The sequence below is a fragment of the Pseudothauera hydrothermalis genome, assembly GCF_003345255.1.
Lineage (GTDB): Bacteria > Pseudomonadota > Gammaproteobacteria > Burkholderiales > Rhodocyclaceae > Pseudothauera > Pseudothauera hydrothermalis.
On sequence record NZ_CP029331.1, the window covers coordinates 1,754,637 to 1,771,848 of the forward strand.

Below are 17,212 nucleotides of genomic sequence, written 5' to 3' on the forward strand. Positions count from 1 at the left end.
GCGCGCGACCGTTCAGCCAATCGCTTCGGGCACCTGTGCCAGCACCTTTTGTAAAGCCGCAAAGCAGCGCTCGTCGATGGCGGTGCCCACATGTTCGGCCATGATCGCCAAGGCCTGGTCCACCGGGGTTGCGCCACGGTAGGGACGTTCGGCCGTGATCGCATCGAAAATATCGGCCACGGTAATGATCCGCGTCTCCAGCGCAATCTCCGCAGCAGCGACGCCGCGTGGATAACCCTTGCCATCCAGGCGTTCATGATGCGCCCCGGCCACCCGGGCCAGTTCCTGGAATTGAGCGATCCGCGCCAAAATGGATTCAGTGTATGCGGCGTGGCGCTTGACCGCCTCCCATTCGGACTCATCCAACTTGCCCGGTTTGTCGAGCACCCGGTTACTCACCCCGAGCTTGCCGACATCGTGCAGCAACGCACCGCGCCGCAGCCAGCGCCGACGCGCCGGATCGATGCCCAGCTCCTCGGCCACCAGATCGGTGTAGCGCGCCACCCGCACGCTATGGCCCGCGGTGTAGGGGCTTTTGGCATCGACCACCTGCCCGAAGGCCGCGGCGATCTCATCCAGATAGTCATCGTCCAACGGCACCTCGTAACGGGCCGGCTCCAGCGCAAACACCGCCGCCGGCAAAGATTCGGAAGCGAGCATCGGCCAAAAACCCGGGCGGGCGCAGACCCGCTCGAACACGGTACAAAGGTGCGGATCGAACCAAGTGCCGCTGCGCCGGCGTACTTCTTCCAGCGCCGCGTCCGGACCGCCGACCGAATGAAAGACATCGACCACCTGGGCCAGCAAGGCAATACGGGCGTTGAGCGGGATCGCTTCGCCCTTGAGCCGGTCGGGGCGGCCACTGCCATCCCAATGCTCGTCCAGCGCATGAATGCCGCGCGCCACCCCTTCGGAAAAACGCAATTGGCGGGCAATTTGCGCGCCGCGCTGACAGCGCGTCTGGATCAGTTCCTGCGCCAGCTCCTCACCGTTACGCATGATGGTCAAAAGCGCCCGGAAGCGCTCGGCCAATCCGGCCTCCACGCCGGTGTGATCGATCACGAAGCGCATGACTTGGGAAAGACTGCCATCGACCCACTTGAAATCGCGCTTGAAGGATAGATCGTCGGTCAGATAAAGCTCACAGATCCGCGCAGCATTGCTGCTGCAGCCCAGATCCTTGAGCAGCAGCGTGTAGTACAGCTCCCATTGCGCATGTTCCGACAAACCCAGCGCGCGCCCCAGGTGCATGCCGATCCAGCAGCAGCGCACACAGTGGCCTTCCGGCTGGCCTTCGGTGATATCCAAGGCATGACTGAGCGCACCGATCAATTCGGATAACTTCAACCCCGCAAGCGGCATGATTCGCTCCTCACTGTGTCCGTTGCACACAGTATGCACACTACGGCGCCCGTGCAAGCACGGCGGATCGTCACCCGCCGGCCAGACTGACCCCGCGCTCGGCCAACCTGCCCGCCTGCATGCGCAGCGTGCGCCCGCAGCGCGATGCCAGCGCCTCATCATGGGTGACCAGGATCAGCGTGGTGCCGGCCTCGCGGTTGAGCACAAACATCAGCTCGATGACCGCCGCACCGGTAGCTGCGTCCAGATTGCCGGTGGGCTCGTCGGCCAGCAGCAGGCGCGGATTGGGGGCAAACGCCCGGGCCAGCGCCACGCGCTGCTGCTCGCCGCCGGAAAGATGCTTGGGATAGTGACCGGTGCGCCCGCCCAGGCCCACCCGTTCCAGCCACTGCCGCGCCTGCTCGCGGGCATCGCTGCGCCCGGCCAGCTCCAGCGGCAGCATGACGTTTTCCAGCGCGGTCAGTGCCGGAAGCAGCTGAAAAGACTGGAATACAAAACCCACCGCCTCGCCACGCAAGGCCGCGCGTGCATCTTCGTCCAACGCAAACAAGTCTTGGCCCAGCAGGCGCACCGTGCCCGCAGTGGGAACGTCCAGGCCGGCCAGCAATCCCAGCAGCGTGGATTTGCCCGAGCCGGAGGCGCCGACAATGGCCACCGACTCGCCCGGCCCCACCGTAAACGCGATATCGCTCAAAATGTCCAGCCTGCTCTGGCCGTCGGCCAGCGGCACCGACTTACACAAAGCTTCGACTTCAAGCACTGGGAGAGGAATTTCGATGCCGCTTCGATCCATGGTGACCTTTTTGTTCGTTCTGTTTGCAGGTGGCGCGCAGGCGGCGACCATTCTGGTGTGGGGCGACAGCCTGTCGGCCGGCTACGGTCTGCGTCCGGATCAAGCCTGGCCCACCCTGTTGCAGACGCGGCTGGCGCGCGAAGGGTTCCCGCACCGGGTGGTCAACGCCAGCGTCAGCGGGGAGACCTCGGCCGGCGGTCGCTCCCGTCTGCCGGCCGCGCTGGCGCGCTATCGGCCCGATGTGCTGATCCTGGCCCTGGGCGCCAACGACGGCCTGCGCGGCTTGCCGCCCGAACACTTGGCCGACAACCTGGGCGCCATGATCGAGGCCGCCCATCGAGCTGGCGCCCGCGTATTGCTGGCCGGGATGCAAATGCCGCCCAACTACGGGCCGGTCTATACACGACGCTTTGCGGAAACCTTCGCACGTGTAGCCCAAGCGCACAAGGTGGCGCTGCTGCCCTTTCTGCTGGAAGGTTTTGCCGAACGCAGAGCGCTTTTTCAGCCCGACGGTCTGCATCCTACTGCCGACGCGCAGCCCTTGATCCTTGACAATGTGTGGCCCCGGCTGATGCCGCTGCTTGGCGACGGCAAGCCCTGATCACAGCACCCGCACGCCAGCCGCGCCGGCCAGCAGGCGGCCGATTACCCACGCGCGTGTGCCTTGCACCGCATGCACGGTCTGGAGCACCGCATCGACCGCATTCGGCGCGCAAGCCACCAACAGGCCGCCACTGGTCTGCGGGTCGGTGATCAGCTTGCGCTGCCACTCGGGGGCTTCGGCCGCCCACTGCACCGCATCGCCATAGCTTGCCCAGTTGCGGGTGGAAGCGCCGGTGGCCACGCCGTCCTTGACCAACTCGACCGCTTCATCGATCGACGGCAGATCTTCAAAGCGCAATTCCGCGCCCAGCCGGCTGGCGCGGCAGACCTCCAGCAAATGACCGGCCAAGCCGAAACCGGTGACATCGGTCATCGCATGTACGCCGGGCAGCGCCGCCAAGTGTTCGCCGACACGATTGAGCAAGGTCGTCCAGCGCAGCATCTGAGCGTAACCGTCGGCCGACAGCACACCTTTTTTGAGCCCGGCAGAAAGAATGCCCACGCCCAACGGTTTGGTGAGAATCAGCACATCGCCGGCCGCCGCACCGGCGTTGGTCTTGACCTTGGCCGGATCGACCACGCCCAGCCCAACCAGGCCATAGATGGGTTCCAGCACGTCGATCGAATGCCCGCCCGCCACTGGAATGCCGGCTTCACGACAGGTTGCTGCGCCGCCTTCCAGAATGCGGCCAATGGCTTCCGTCGGCAGCTTGTCGATTGGCATACCCACCACCGCCAGGGCAAGGATGGGGCGTGCGCCCATGGCATACACATCGGACAGCGCGTTGGTGGCCGCGATGCGACCAAAGTCGAAGGGGTCATCGACGATGGGGGTGAAAAAATCGGTGGTCGCCACCACCGCCTGATGGTCGTTGAGCCGATACACCGCCGCATCGTCGGCATGCTCGGTGCCGACAAGAAGCTCTGGTGGCAGCACGCCTGCGGGCATTTTGCCAAGCAGGCTGCTCAACACCGCAGGCGCGATTTTGCAGCCGCATCCGCCGCCATGGGAAAATTGGGTCAGTCTGATCCGGTCCATGAATCTACACAGGGAGAAGGCGTCGCAACCGACGCAACAGGCAATGAAACAGGGGCTTGCGACCGTAGCACAGCACACCGACTTTGACGAGATCATCGACGCCCGCACCCCGGCCGAGTTTGCCGAGGATCATCTGCCCGGTGCGTTGAACCTGCCGGTGCTCGACAACGCGCAGCGCATCGTCGTCGGCACGCTGTACAAACAGCGCTCGGCCTTCGAGGCACGCCGGGTCGGCGGAGCCATGGTGGCCGAAAACATCGCCCGCCACCTTGCCGGTCCGCTGGCCAACAAGCCCAAGGACTGGCGGCCGTTGGTCTATTGCTGGCGCGGTGGCCAGCGCAGCGGCGCCTTCGTGACCTGGCTGCGCATGGTGGGTTGGGATGCTCACCAGCTGGAAGGCGGCTACAAAGCCTGGCGGCGCATGGTGGTGGCGGAACTGGCGCAATTGCCCGCGCGCCTGACTTTCCGGGTGGTCTGCGGCCCGACCGGCAGCGCCAAAACCCGCTTACTGCATGCGCTGGCCGCCCGCGGCGCCCAGGTGCTCGATCTGGAAGGCTTGGCCGGGCACCGCGGCTCGGTGCTCGGCGCTCTGCCCGGCCAGCCGCAACCGACGCAAAAGTCTTTTGAAACCGCGCTGTTTGGCGTATTACGCGGTCTGGACCCCAACCGCCCGGTTTATGTGGAAGCCGAAAGCCGCAAGATCGGTGCGGTACATATCCCCGAGGCGCTGATTATGGCCATACGCGCCAGCGCCTGCGTGTTCATCGAAGCCAGTCGCAGCGCACGGCTGGCCTTTTTGCTGCGCGACTACGCCTGGCTGGGCGACGAGCCTGCACGCTTACAGGCCGATCTGTCCCGACTGAAGGGCCTGCACAGCAATGAAACCCTGGCGCGCTGGCAAGACTGGGCCGCTACCGGCGCCTTGGCGGAACTTTTCGGTGAACTCATCGACCTGCATTACGACCCGCTCTACCGCCGTTCGCAGCGACTGCACTACAGCGGCCTGGAGCGCGCGCCACGGTTTTACGCCGAGCGTCTGGACGATGCCGGCATCGACGCACTGGCCGCCGCGATCCTTGCGGCCGAAGCGTCGCGCGCATAACCACGCCTTGCGCTATGGTAACCGCGCCACCTGTCCAACCCCGCGCAGCGCACACACACGCTGGATGAGCGCGGGACGCGGCGCAGTCACCTCGCCCTGCTCGAAGGCGACGATGCTGTAGTCGCCGCCCAGCCGTTCCAGCAACTCGCCGGGGCGCAGCAAAAAATCCGGATTGGACGGCTTGCCGAAGCGCTCGTTGCCGACCATGAAGGTTTCAAAGATCAGCACGCCGTCAGCCGCAAGACAATCGAGCAAGGCCGCAAAGCGCGGACGGTACAAATAGTTGGTGACCACGATGCCGTCGAACTGCGCGCCGGCCAGCGGCCAGGGGCCATTTTCCAGCTCGGCTTGCCGGGGTGTGACCCCAGGCACGTCCTGCAATGTCGCCAACGCCGTCGCATCGCGGTCCACCGCCTCCACCTGGTAACCGCGCGCGGCCAGCCAGCGCGCATGGCGACCGCCGCCACAGGCCAAATCCAGCACCCGCCCGCCGGCGCGCACCAGCGGCGCAAAGCGGGTGACCCAGGCCGATGGCGCAAGACGATCGAAGTGCGCCATCAGCGGTCCAGGCCCGCCATGTGGATGGCTTTGATTTCCAGGTATTCGTCGATACCGTGAGTCGCCCCTTCCCGCCCCAGACCGGACTGCTTGACGCCGCCAAAGGGCGCGACCTCGTTGGAGAGTATGCCGGTGTTGACGCCCACCATGCCGTATTCCAGCGCCTCGGCGACACGGAAAATCCGTCCCACATCGCGCGCATAAAAATACGCCGCCAGACCGAACTCGGTATCGTTGGCCATGCGGATGGCCTCTTCTTCGGTTTCGAAGCGGAAGATCGGCGCCACCGGACCGAAGATCTCCTCGCGCGCCACCCGCATCGCCGCCGTAGCCCCGGCCAGCACGGTAGGTTGATAAAAGGTGCCGCCCAGCGCATGGCGCGCACCTCCGACCAGCGCACGCGCCCCCTTGGCCAGTGCATCGGCCACCAGCTCTTCGACTTTAGCGATGGCCGCTTGGTCGATCAACGGCCCGATATTCACCCCTTCGTCCGCGCCGCGGCCAACCTTGAAGCGGCTCATCGCCGCGGCCAGCTTGTCGGCAAAGGCATCATGAATGCCCGCCTGCACCAGCAAGCGGTTGGCGCACACACAGGTTTGTCCGGCATTACGGTACTTGGAAGCCAGCGCGCCCTCGACCGCGGCGTCCAGGTCGGCATCGTCGAACACGATGAACGGCGCATTGCCGCCCAACTCCAGGGACAGCTTTTTGATCGTGGGCGCGCATTGCGCCATCAGCAAACGTCCGACCTCGGTGGAGCCGGTGAAAGACAGCTTGCGCACCGCCGGACTGGCGGTAAGCACGCCGCCGATGGCCACCGGATCGCCGGTGATGACGTTGAGCACGCCGGCGGGCAGCCCCGCCTCCTCGGCCAGCGCCGCCAGCGCCAGGGCGGTATAAGGTGTCTGCTCGGCCGGCTTGACCACCGCGGCGCAACCTGCGGCCAGCGCCGGCGCCACCTTGCGGGTGATCATCGCAGCCGGGAAATTCCACGGGGTAATCATCGCGCACACCCCCACCGGCTGGCGCATGGCCAGCAAGCGGCGGTCCGCGGCGGGCGATGGAATCAGCTCGCCACCGGCGCGCTTGGCCTGTTCGGCATACCATTCGACGAAAGAGGCGGCATACATCACTTCGCCGCGCGCCTCGGCCAGCGGTTTGCCCTGCTCGGTGGTCATCAACCAGGCCAGTTCATCGGCATGAGCGACGATCAGCTCGAACCAGCGCTTGAGCAGGCGAGCGCGCTCGTGTGCGGTGCGCTGCCGCCACGGCCCCCAGGCGGCAGCGGCCGCGGCAATCGCCCGCTCGGTTTCCGCCGCGCCCATCCGCGGCACGCAACCGATGCGCTTGCCGCTGGCCGGGTCATGGACTTCGAACACTGCGCCATCATCGGCGGCGCACCAACGGCCGCCGATCAGCGCGTGCTCACGGAAAAGACGAAAAGCGGTGACATCGGTCATGGTGTTGGCCTCGTGCAGTGGGCGAGGGGCCGATTGTAGCGGTATCGCATGCATGAAGCGCTGCCACCGGGCTGTGCGCGGCCGCACTGCCCACCGCGCGGCGCGCACAGCCAGCGGCACGCTTACAACTTGAACATGCCACGCAGCGTGTCTTCGGTGCGTCCGGCCAGTTGCGCCAGTTCGCCGGCCGCCTGCTCGGATATTTGCGCCTGATGGGCGTTACTCTCCGCGGCGCGGGCAACGCGTTCGACCTCCTCGGCAAGCAGTTGCGCTGCCTGCGCCTGTTCGGTCACGCCATGGCGCATCGAGGCCACGGCTTCCCGCGCCACATCGATTTGCGCGGCGATCTGCGCCATCGACTGACGCAGTTCCGCCGCGTGCCCTTCGCCTTGCCGGGCACGGTTGCGGGCCTGCTGCATGTGGCGGGTGGTGGCTTCGGACTGACCGCGCACTTGTTCGATGACTTCATGAATCTGGTCGGTGGAGTGCGCGGTGCGCTCGGCCAGTTTGCGCACTTCATCGGCCACCACCGCAAAGCCGCGCCCCTGCTCGCCGGCGCGTGCCGCCTCGATGGCGGCATTGAGCGCAAGCAGATTGGTCTGGTCGGCAATTTCCTTGATTACTCCGGCAATTCCGGCGATTTCATTGGTCTTGGCAACCAGCTCCTCCAGCGACAGCGCGGCTTCTTCGGTGAGCTTGGCAATCGATTCGATCTCGCCCGCGGTCAGCGCCACCCGTTGGCCATCCTGCTGCGCCCGGCTTTGCGCCGCGCTGGCCTGTTCATCCACTTCGCGGGCCTGATCGCGCAATTGGTCGATGCTGGTCGACAACTGCTCCACCGCCGCCGCCATGCGCTCGGCACGCTCGGCGTTTTCGCTGGCCTTGGCAAGCGTCTCGTGGCTGCTTGCCGCTTGCGCGTCTGCCCCGCTACGCACTTTGGCAAACGCGGCAAGCGTATCGGCCACCACCCGGCGTAAACTGTCTTGCAAACCGCTCAGGGCGGCAACGATACGGCCGAGTTCATCATTGCCGACCGCTGGCACTGTAACGGACAAATCGCGCTCTTCGGCAATGCGCTTGACCACGGCACTGACTACCTGCAAGCGGCCGCGCACCATGCGGTCGATGCCTAGGCCCACGCCAACGCCGACGATCAAGGCCACCACCGCCAGCGTAATCACCCAGCGTCGGGCATTGCGTGCTTCCTCCAGAAACTGCGCCACCTCAGCGCGGTTTTTCCGGTAGCGGTCTTCGAGTATCGGCTCCAATTCGGCGCGGATATCCCGCCAGGCCGGGGTGACTTCGTCTTTGAGCACCCGCACGGCTTCCCCCGTCTCCCCCGCTTCCGCCAATCGGATCAGCCGCTCGGCCGCCGGCGCCACCTGCCGGTCCCATCTCTGGCCCCATTCGCGCACTTTGACGGCAACTTCCGGCCGGCGCGCGGTACTGGCCACCTGTTCGGCCAACTCTGCAAAGCCTTTCAGGGAGGCCGCTGCGTTGCTGAGCGCCTGGGCGTCATTGGCGCGCAACGCCACAAAGCGCAATGCAGCCTGACTTTGTACCCCCAAAAAGCGCAACTCACGCATGCCGACCTCGTTGGGCAGAATGACATCGTTGACCGTGACCAACTCACGGTCGAGCCGCGCCACCGAATTGAGGGCAACCGCCAGCGCAGCGCCGGCGGCCAGCAAGATCGTTGCAATGCCCAGCGTCACCCGGGCCCGAATGCCGAGACTCATTTTCGACCTCCATCAATCCAATCGACTGCAAACACCACATGTCTGGCTCATTTACGTCAGCGTCGCTGGCGTTCTTGAATATCTTTGTGAAATTCTAAACACTGCACCAGCCCGACGGCCTGCTTCTGGCAGCGAACGCCACGCAAGCCGTAACCAGTGCCAAAGATCACAGGGGTGACTATGGTCCGTACAAGCCGTGCTGTGGTTTTCAGCAGTGGGCCGTCGAGCCGGCCCCAAGCTGAGCCTTCCAACCTGCCACCAGCGGCGCTGTCGCCCGCCATGCTGGGCATCGTGCCCATACCGGCGGCCGCAGCCGGCACCCAGGGCGAACCCTGGCTGGCCGGGGCCATCGTTCTGGCTGCGCTGATCCTGGCCGTGCCAGTAACACTCCGGTTATGGCGCAAGTGGCAGGCGGAAAGGTCTTGTCAACGCGCCGACGATGCCGCGCGCCAAGCCGCCGAACGCGCACTGCGTGAAAGTCAGGCGCGTTACCGTGAGGTGGTCGAATCGGTCAATGAAGTCATCTTCCGCACCGACGCCGAGGGGCGGTTCAATTTTCTGAATACCGCCTGGCAAACCATCAGCGGCTACACGGTGGCAGAAAGCTTGGGGCAGAAGCTATGCGCCTATCTGCATCCGGACGACATTGCAAAGGTATGCGAACAGCTTGGCGAGGCGGCCGCCGGAGCCCGGGACGGCTGCCAATGCGAATTCCGTTTGCGCACCCGCAACGGTGAGATCCGTTGGATCGAGGCTGCCGCCCGCGCAGTGCGAGACGGTGGCAGCGCGGGGCTGGCCGGCACCCTGGACGACATTTCCGCGCGCAAAATTGCCGAGCTGACCTTGCGCAACCTCAACCAGGAACTGGAATTCCGGGTACGGGTGCGCACCAGGGCAATCGCACCTTCATGTCATAACTCCGAGCAACTCGGCCCGAAATTCGTCAATAGTGGCAGCCAGCATGCGCTTGGACTTGATGCTCGCCTTACGGGTCGTGTTCAGCCGCAGCAGGTTCATCACGATGTGGCGAACAACAGCCAAGTTGTTGGCCGCGTAACCGCTGCGCACCCGGGACTGATCCTCGTTGAACTGCACATCCAGACACCAGTGAAGCCGATTCTCCACCTCCCAGTGGCTGCGAACTGCTTTGGCGATGCGCTCGGCGTCCGCGGGCAGGCTGCTCAGGTAGTAGGCACGCTCGGTGCTGGTTTTGTTGCCGACAGTGCGCACCCGCTCGATCAAGGCGAAGCTCGCGACGTCCTTCCACTCTTCGCCCTTGTAGAGCCGATCGGTGGCGTCGTACGCAACGCAGCGGCGGATCTCCGTGCGTCCATGGCCAAGATTCGTGGTTTCATGCGTCGAGGCCGGCGTGAGCGGTCCCCGTGGATCCGCGACGCCGGCAAAGCGGATCGAGTCGAGCAACTTCGGGTGGTTGTCCTTCACGCACAGCACGTAGTGGGCGCCGCGTTCGCGGATCGTGCGCGCAATCTTCGCCTGTGTGCCCATCGCGTCGATCGTCACCACGCAGCCTTCCAGGGCGAGCTTCGAGAGCAACTCGGGAATGGCGGTGATCTCGTTGGATTTCTCGGCCGTGGCCCTCTGGCCCAACACCACGCCCATCCCGGCGGCGAACGCGCTGACCATGTGCAGGGCACTTGCAGGGGTCTTGCCCTTGCTTGCCGTTCTTCGGCTGCTCTTGCCGTCGATCGCAACGACCGTGTCTTCGGCCAGCACCGGCACGACCATGCCGACCCAGCGCCGAAACGCCGCCTCGAACTCGTCAGGCTCAATCAGGCCGAACACGCGCCCGATCGTGTCGTGCGAAGGGATGCCATGCTCAAGCTTCATGAACCCTCGCAGCCAATCGATCTTGGCCTTGGCCCACAACTCGATGTCGACGAAGTCGTCCACGCCCGAGAGCACTGCACACACCGCGACCGTGAGCAGTTCGGACAGGTCGTGGCGTGTGTGGCGCTTGCTGCGCGGGTCGGAAACCGAGACGAACACCTGCGTCAGCGGCATGATGCTTACTGCCTTCATGGGATCCCCAAAAAGACAGTAAGCTACACAAAATATGACGCTGTGAACAGGGGGTGCCTAAGTGCATGATCGTAAACGGCTTATCTGTTATGCGTATGATAAGTAGGTGCGATTGCCCTGGGGTGCGCACTGCGGAACTGGAAAACGCCAACCGCGAACTGGAGGCGTTTTCGTATTCCGTCTCTCACGACCTGCGCGCGCCGCTGCGCGCCATCGACGGCTTTGCCCGCATTCTGGAAGAAGAACTCGACGGCACGCTGACGCCTTCGGCGCGGGCGCATCTGGAACGCATCCGCAAGGCCACCGAGCGAATGGCGCAATTGATCGACGATCTGCTCAACCTTGCCCGCCTGACCCGCCAGCCACTCGCCCGCGAGACGGTGGATCTATCCGAACTCGCCGCACAAATCATCGATGAGTTGCGCGCAGAACAGCCCGAACGCCACGTCACCGTCGATATCCAGCCGCAGATGCTAGCGCTGGCCGACCGCAACCTGATGCGCATCGTGCTCGACAACCTGTTGCGCAACGCCTGGAAGTTTTCCGCCCGGCAGCCGCAGGCGCACATCGGTTTTTGGGTCGAACACGACCGCAATCGCAAAATTTACTGCGTCCGTGATAATGGCGCGGGATTCGACATGGCCTATGCGGCCAATTTGTTCCGCCCTTTTCACCGGCTGCATGCCGAGCAGGACTTCGCCGGCACCGGCATCGGCCTGGCCACCGTGCAACGGATCATCGCCCGACACGGCGGAGCGGTGTGGGCGCGTTCGCGGCCGGGGGAAGGCGCGCAGTTTTTTTTCACCCTGGACAGCCCGGAGGCGGCCGGAACATGAACGCCTATCCGTCTTGCCCTGGCGCGTGGCGTACCGCGCGTAAATAACCGCGGCGTAAATAACAGCGGCTTATCCGTGCCAAGCCGCACCGGTACAATCGCCCAATGATCATTACGACCACCTATGACGACCCATCGGTGTTGCCGCCGGAGGTTCGCGCCCGCAGGAAGTTTGCCGAGGTTGGATCTGCCGCCGCGCTGCTGTCTGTGGTGTGTCCGCAGAAATGGGCGGATATCGTCGATGTCTTGCGCCATTACGCCCTGGATCCTCCCACCTGGATGAAAGCAGGCGGCAACCGGGGCGAGGTAGCCTAGCAGCTCGATGCTATGTTCCACGCGCGAGACTGGCGGGAATTGCGGCTCGATCTGGTCACTTACGGCCTGCTGCGCGACAAAAATGACCGGCTGTACCGACGACTGCGGCGTGTCGTTCAGGAGGGATATCTGATCGATAACGTCAAGGGATCCGTGGCGCTCGATGTCGAATGGAACGCCAAGGACGGGAACCTCGATCGGGATTTCGGAGCGTACCGCGCCTGGCACGCTGCCCGAGGCGCTCACGGCCGCTGTGCTGATCACCCAGGACAAGGTTTCCCTGAAGTCTTTGGCTGAACGCCTGTGGGCGGAGTATCAGGAAACGCTGCCTGCGGCTCAGCGCTCTGGCAAGCTGCCGATAGACGTGTACACCTCGACCACCACGAACTTCGACAAGGCGCTCATGCGCATTCGGCGCGGGGCTTTGGGAGCCTGCCCATTGCTTTTGGTGGCCGGGTGTGAGCAGACCTGGAATGGAAAGCCTTACCGCCCGTTGGATACGACAGGCTCCTGAGCGGGGCGTCCGCGCGGACGCATGGGCGTGTGCGCCAGTTGCAGCAAGGTGCGCACGCGCTGAATGGGGTAGCCACATTCTTGCGCCAAATCACGCACGCTCTTGCCTCTCTCGTACTCCGCCCGCAAGGTGAAAGCGACTTCCAGCACGGACTCGCGTTCCATGCCGTGAGTGTTTGGCGGCAGGATGGCGTCGCCAGCGTAACCGCTGGGGATTCTGCCGCGCGGCACCACGTCTTCATCCGCTTCGTTGCCCCACACGACCCAGCCGTCACGCGGATGGCGCGCGAACAGCTCAAGGAAAGGCCCTGGGCTGCATGCCTCGATCAGCGCGTACTGCTCGTCTGGCTTGCGCGAGTGCTCGCGCTTGCGCGTCTCGATCATGTTGACCTGGGTGCGGCCGGGGGCAAGCGTGCGGGCATCCTTCCCCCTCACGCCGAACAGGATCAGTTCGGTGACATTGCGAAAATAAAAACCCACCCCCCCGCCCGTCCGGCCGGCCCGCCATCCTTGCGCCGCTTGGCCCAGACGATGTTGGTCTTGTAGGTGAAGCCCCAGGCTCGCATGACGCGCAGCCCTTCCGGCAGCAGGGCGTTGGGCACCCATAGGTATAGGTGCGCGGTTGGCGCCGCGACATCCGCCACGTTCAACGCCATGATCTCGTCGAGCGTCATGGTCCCGTAGCGGGACAGGCGTTTGTGTTCCGGCGCAATCTTGCCGGTGCGGTTCTGGAATTGCCAAGGCGGATCGGCCAAGATGGAGCCGAATCCACCTACGACGCGCGGCAATGGGAGCAATGGGGAAGTCATTTCGTTCATGCGGCGCATCATGAGATCTTTTTTTAGATCTTCCAATGGACACAACACCCTCGTGTTATCGGCTTTGGCAAAATCGAGCCGCCTGACTCCTTGGCACATAAACTAAAGACCTAGCCTATGAGCTCTCTTTGCTGCGCAAAACGCTTTGTGTATAGCCATGCCTTGACTTGTGTCACAATTAACTATTGTGCAGTGCACTATACTCACCGACGCACCCGCCTGCGGCAGCGGCGAAAACCGCTAGCAGGCCGTTGAAAACGTAGCGAGGATGGCCAGATGCAAGGCGCACGGCGCGCAGCGACCGCGGCCTATCAAATAGATAGGCGAGCAAGCGAGCACCGCGCAACGGCCGCAGATGGCCCACCGCAGTAGTTTTTCAACGGTCTGCGAGGGCCGGATATTGGCAGGCCGGTCACACAACACGACACAACCGTAGCAGGTACCACACCATGAAAGACAAGCACTATCTCTCGCCGCTGATGGAGCCGCGCTCGGTCGGCATCATCGGTGCCAGCGAGCGCGAATCCTCGCTCGGCAACGTGCTGATCCGCAACATGCTGGACTCGGCGTTCAAGGGCCGCCTGTTCGCCATCAACCCCAAGCATGATTCGGTGCTGGGCGTGCCCTGCTACAAATCGGTGGAAGACGTGCCCCACCGTCTGGATTTGGCGGTGATCGCGGTGCGCGCCGAAAAAACACCTGCCCTGGTCGATGCCTGTGGCCGCGCCGGGGTGAAGGCGGTCATCGTGCTGTCTGCCGGCTTTTCGGAAACCGGCCCACGCGGTGCCAAGTTGGAACGCGAGGTGGTGGAAGCCGCCCGCCGCCACCGCATCCGCCTGCTCGGCCCCAACTGTCTGGGCATCATGCGCCCGGAACTGGGGCTCAACGCCACCTTTGCCCACGCCAGCGCCAACAAGGGCAGCATCGGCCTCATTTCGCAGTCCGGCGCGTTGTGCGCGGCCATTCTGGACTGGGCCAAGCCCAACAATGTGGGCTTCTCCGCGGTGGTGTCGCTGGGTTCGTCGTCGGACATCGACTTTGGCGAGGTGCTCGAGTACATGATCTCGGACCCGCGCACCGAGAGCATCTTCCTGTACGTGGAAGGCATCCGCGACGCCCGCCGGTTCATGAGCGCGCTACGGGGCGCGGCGCGGGTCAAGCCGGTGCTGCTGATCAAGGTCGGCCGTCATCCCGACGCCTGCAAGGCAGTCTTGCAGCACACCGGCGCGCAAGTGGGCGAAGATGCGGTGTTCGACGCCGCGCTGCGTCGCGCCGGGGTGATCCGGCTCTACAACATGGGCCAGTTGTTTGCCGCGGCCAATGCCTTGTTTTCGCACTTTCGCCCGCGTGGCAACCGTCTGGCCATCATCACCAATGGCGGCGGCCCAGGCGTGATGGCCGCCGACCGCTGCGCCGACCTTGGCATTCCGCTGTCGGAGTTCTCCGAAGGAACGATGGCAAAGCTCAACGCCGCCCTGCCCCCCAGTTGGTCGCGCGGCAATCCGGTGGATATCTTGGGCGATGCGGATGTGGAGCGTTACCGCAAAACGGTGCAAGCGGTGCTGGAAGGCCCCAACGTGGACGGCGTGCTGGTGATGCTGACCCCGCAGGCGATGACCGATTCCACCGCGGTGGCCCAAGCGGTCATCGATTTGGAAAAACATGCCGACAAGCCGGTGGTGACCTGCTGGATGGGGGAGAACCTGGTGAGCGAAGCCCGGCAGATGTTCATCGATGCCGGCATTCCCACTTTCCGCACGCCCGAGCCGGCGGTCGAGCTGTTCAGCCATATCTCGGCCTATTACCGCAATCAAAAGCTGCTGATGCAGACGCCGGCTTCGCTGTCGCAGCTCAATCCGCCTTCCATCGAAAGCGCCCGCCTGGTCATCGAAACCGCCCTGGCCGAGCGCCGTAAGACGCTCAACGAGATGGAATCCAAGGCGCTGCTGGCCGCTTTCCGCATTCCCATCGCGCAGACCGTGGTGGCCCGCTCGGCCACCGAGGCCATGGTGCTGGCCGAGGAAATCGGCCTGCCGGTGGTGATGAAAATCGACTCGCCCAGCATCATCCACAAGAGCGACTCCGGCGGCGTGCGCCTGAACCTGGGCAGCCTGGCCGCGGTCCGTACTGCCTATCAGGAAATCCTGGATGAAGTGCGCCGCAACAAGCCCGAGGCGACGATCAACGGCGTGGCCATCGAGCCGATGATTCTCAAGCGCAACGGCCGCGAGTTGGTGGTCGGCGTCAAGCGCGATCCGGTATTCGGGCCGGTGATTACTTTCGGCGAAGGCGGCAACCGGGTGGAGGCCAACCGCGACCTGGCGGTGGCGCTGCCGCCGCTGAACAACTATCTGGTGCAGGATTTGATCCGCTCCAGCCGTGTCGCGCCGCTGCTGGGCGAATTCCGCAACATGCCGGCCATCGACATGAGCGCGCTGGAGCTGGTGCTGCTGCGCGTGTCCGAGATGGTCTGCGAGCTGCCCTGGCTCCAGCAGATGGAGATCAATCCGCTGATCGTGGATGAAAACGGCGCGGTCGCGGTGGATTGCCGGATCACGGTCGATAACATCTCGCCGGCGGCCGATCGCTATGATCACATGGCAATCCACCCCTATCCGTCGCACCTGATCAGCAAATGGACGGTACCGGACGGCACCGAAGTCACCATTCGCCCGATCAAGCCGGAGGATGCGGAACTGGAAATCGAATTCGTGCGCAAGCTGTCACCGGAGACCAAGTATTTCCGCTTCATGAACACCATGCGGGAGCTGCCGCCGGCGATGGTCGCCCGCCTGACCCAGATCGACTACGACCGTGAAATGGCCTTCATCGCCACCATCGTCGAAAACGGTGCGGAGGTGGAAATCGGTGTGTGCCGCTATGCGGTCAACCCGGATGGTGAATCCTGTGAATTTGCCGTGGTGGTGGCCGATGAATGGCAGCATCGCGGTCTGGCCCGCCGGCTGATGGGCGTGCTGATCGAGACTGCGCGCAGCAAGGGCTTGGCCTACATGAATGGCGTGTTTCTGGCCAACAACGAACGCATGTTGAAGTTCGTCCAGGGCCTGGGTTTCGTACTGTCCAACGACCCCGAGGACAACACCGTCAAGCTCGGCGTCCTTTCTCTGCAAGACTGAATGGCTGGCCATATCGAAACCATCGACTTTCGCGGCCTGCCGGCGCTGCGCCTGAGCACCGCGGCCGGTGCCAGCGCGGTGCTGACGCTCTACGGCGCGCAGCTCGTATCCTGGATGCCGGCGCGCAGTCAGGAGCGGCTTTACCTGAGCGAGCAGGCGATTTGCGATGGCCGCAGTCCGATCCGCGGCGGCGTGCCGGTGTGTTTTCCACAGTTTGCCGCCGAAGGCGGGCTGCCGCGCCACGGCTTTGCGCGCACGATGAGCTGGTCGGTCATCGAACAGCGCGCCGGCGACGACTTTGCCCTGGCCACGCTGGCGCTGTCCGACGACTCGGATACCCGCGCGCATTGGCCACACCGGTTCAACCTGGAACTGACCGCAGCCATCGAAGACGGCCGCCTGGACATCGAGCTGGCGGTCCACAACCGCGGCCAAGCGTCGTTTGCCTTTGCCGCCGCGCTACATACCTATCTGCGGGTGACCGAAGTCGAAACCTGCCAGTTGGAGGGCTTGTACGGCTTCGAGTACCGCGACGCGCTCGATGGCAATACGCTGCGGCGTGAATCCGGAGATGTGTTACGGGTGGAGTCCGCGCTAGATCGCATCTATCACAATGTCAGCCGTCCGCTGCTGTTGCGCGACGACGGTGGCGCGCTGGGCATTCATGCGCAAGGCTTTCCGGATGTGGTGGTATGGAACCCCTGGGAAGACGGCCTGACCCGCTGTACCGACATGGCGCCGGGAGACTTCCGACGCATGCTGTGCGTAGAAGCCGCAGCGGTGCGTGAGCGCATCGACTTGCCCCCGGAACAATCCTGGGTAGGGCGCCAGACCCTGGTCGCGCTGTAGCGGCCGGCTTGCCGCGGCTGCGCCATCTGGTGCACCATCGCCGCCCCGT

The 17,212-nt window shown here is 64.3% G+C and carries 16 protein-coding genes and 1 pseudogene; 8 read left to right on the forward strand and 9 right to left on the reverse strand.

Features of this window, described 5'->3' with window-relative positions:
* Positions 1-12: 12 nt before the first annotated feature.
* Together DIE29_RS08465 and DIE29_RS08470 are read right to left on the reverse strand one after the other, a co-directional pair.
* Entirely contained in the window at positions 13-1,362 is a 1,350-nt protein-coding gene (locus DIE29_RS08465) for an HD-GYP domain-containing protein (protein ID WP_102041506.1), read from the reverse strand.
* A 70-nt stretch (positions 1,363-1,432) separates the two neighbouring features.
* Entirely contained in the window at positions 1,433-2,155 is a 723-nt protein-coding gene (locus tag DIE29_RS08470) for an ABC transporter ATP-binding protein (RefSeq protein WP_102043163.1), read from the reverse strand.
* Here DIE29_RS08470 and DIE29_RS08475 point away from each other — a divergent pair.
* Complete coding sequence (locus DIE29_RS08475) at positions 2,139-2,756, forward strand: arylesterase (protein WP_102043162.1); 618 nt, start codon at positions 2,139-2,141, stop codon at positions 2,754-2,756. The two genes, DIE29_RS08470 and DIE29_RS08475, sit on opposite strands and share 17 nt — an antisense overlap.
* On the opposite strand, the gene selD is transcribed toward DIE29_RS08475, so the two are convergent.
* Positions 2,757-3,797, reverse strand: a complete 1,041-nt coding sequence (selD, locus tag DIE29_RS08480; RefSeq protein ID WP_114649664.1) for a selenide, water dikinase SelD — start codon at positions 3,795-3,797, stop codon at positions 2,757-2,759. It lies immediately after the preceding gene.
* A gap of 43 nt (positions 3,798-3,840) precedes the next feature.
* On the opposite strand from selD, the gene mnmH reads away from it, so the two are divergent.
* A complete protein-coding gene (gene mnmH, locus DIE29_RS08485; protein WP_102043161.1) occupies positions 3,841-4,899 on the forward strand; it encodes a tRNA 2-selenouridine(34) synthase MnmH in 1,059 nt (352 codons plus the stop codon).
* Between the two features lie 12 nt (positions 4,900-4,911).
* On the opposite strand, the gene DIE29_RS08490 is transcribed toward mnmH, so the two are convergent.
* From DIE29_RS08490 to DIE29_RS08500, 3 genes are all read right to left on the reverse strand, one after another.
* A complete protein-coding gene (locus tag DIE29_RS08490; protein ID WP_114649665.1) occupies positions 4,912-5,457 on the reverse strand; it encodes a class I SAM-dependent methyltransferase in 546 nt (181 codons plus the stop codon).
* Positions 5,457-6,917, reverse strand: coding sequence for an NAD-dependent succinate-semialdehyde dehydrogenase (locus DIE29_RS08495; protein ID WP_114650289.1), 1,461 nt, complete (start codon positions 6,915-6,917; stop codon positions 5,457-5,459). Before DIE29_RS08495 ends, DIE29_RS08490 begins: the two co-directional genes overlap by 1 nt.
* Positions 6,918-7,039: 122 nt before the next feature.
* On the reverse strand, positions 7,040-8,656 hold the full coding sequence (locus DIE29_RS08500; protein WP_114649666.1) for a methyl-accepting chemotaxis protein: 1,617 nt from the start codon (positions 8,654-8,656) through the stop codon (positions 7,040-7,042).
* A 279-nt stretch (positions 8,657-8,935) separates the two neighbouring features.
* Between DIE29_RS08500 and DIE29_RS08505 the strand changes: the two are divergent.
* Positions 8,936-9,433: pseudogene (locus DIE29_RS08505) on the forward strand (PAS domain-containing protein); the annotation flags it as partial.
* Between the two features lie 129 nt (positions 9,434-9,562).
* On the opposite strand, the gene DIE29_RS08510 reads toward DIE29_RS08505, so the two are convergent.
* Positions 9,563-10,696: an ISAs1 family transposase gene (locus DIE29_RS08510; protein ID WP_102040763.1), complete on the reverse strand. Its 1,134-nt coding sequence runs from the start codon at positions 10,694-10,696 to the stop codon at positions 9,563-9,565.
* Positions 10,697-10,818: 122 nt separating this feature from the next.
* On the opposite strand from DIE29_RS08510, the gene DIE29_RS08515 reads away from it, so the two are divergent.
* The 3 genes from DIE29_RS08515 to DIE29_RS14725 all read left to right on the forward strand — a co-directional run bounded on the left by DIE29_RS08515 (position 10,819) and on the right by DIE29_RS14725 (position 12,143).
* Entirely contained in the window at positions 10,819-11,532 is a 714-nt protein-coding gene (locus DIE29_RS08515; protein ID WP_237269429.1) for a sensor histidine kinase, read from the forward strand.
* A gap of 104 nt (positions 11,533-11,636) precedes the next feature.
* On the forward strand, positions 11,637-11,846 hold the full coding sequence (locus tag DIE29_RS14720; RefSeq protein ID WP_205409712.1) for a hypothetical protein: 210 nt from the start codon (positions 11,637-11,639) through the stop codon (positions 11,844-11,846).
* Positions 11,847-11,858: 12 nt separating this feature from the next.
* Positions 11,859-12,143 carry a BglII/BstYI family type II restriction endonuclease gene (locus DIE29_RS14725; RefSeq protein ID WP_205409713.1) on the forward strand — a complete coding sequence of 95 codons (285 nt, stop codon included), beginning with the start codon at positions 11,859-11,861 and terminating at the stop codon, positions 12,141-12,143.
* A 186-nt stretch (positions 12,144-12,329) separates the two neighbouring features.
* Here the strand turns inward: DIE29_RS14725 and DIE29_RS14880 are convergent, their stop codons facing one another.
* Together DIE29_RS14880 and DIE29_RS14885 are read right to left on the reverse strand one after the other, a co-directional pair.
* Positions 12,330-12,839 carry an MT-A70 family methyltransferase gene (locus DIE29_RS14880; protein WP_205409714.1) on the reverse strand — a complete coding sequence of 170 codons (510 nt, stop codon included), beginning with the start codon at positions 12,837-12,839 and terminating at the stop codon, positions 12,330-12,332.
* The gene (locus DIE29_RS14885) at positions 12,806-13,276 is read right to left on the reverse strand and encodes an MT-A70 family methyltransferase (protein ID WP_205409715.1); all 471 of its coding nucleotides are present in this window, start codon (positions 13,274-13,276) and stop codon (positions 12,806-12,808) included. Before DIE29_RS14885 ends, DIE29_RS14880 begins: the two co-directional genes overlap by 34 nt.
* Positions 13,277-13,626: 350 nt before the next feature.
* On the opposite strand from DIE29_RS14885, the gene DIE29_RS08530 reads away from it, so the two are divergent.
* Positions 13,627-16,314, forward strand: coding sequence for a bifunctional acetate--CoA ligase family protein/GNAT family N-acetyltransferase (locus DIE29_RS08530; RefSeq protein ID WP_102041502.1), 2,688 nt, complete (start codon positions 13,627-13,629; stop codon positions 16,312-16,314).
* Positions 16,315-17,163: a D-hexose-6-phosphate mutarotase gene (locus tag DIE29_RS08535; RefSeq protein ID WP_114649668.1), complete on the forward strand. Its 849-nt coding sequence runs from the start codon at positions 16,315-16,317 to the stop codon at positions 17,161-17,163.
* The last annotated feature ends 49 nt before the right edge of the window (positions 17,164-17,212 follow it).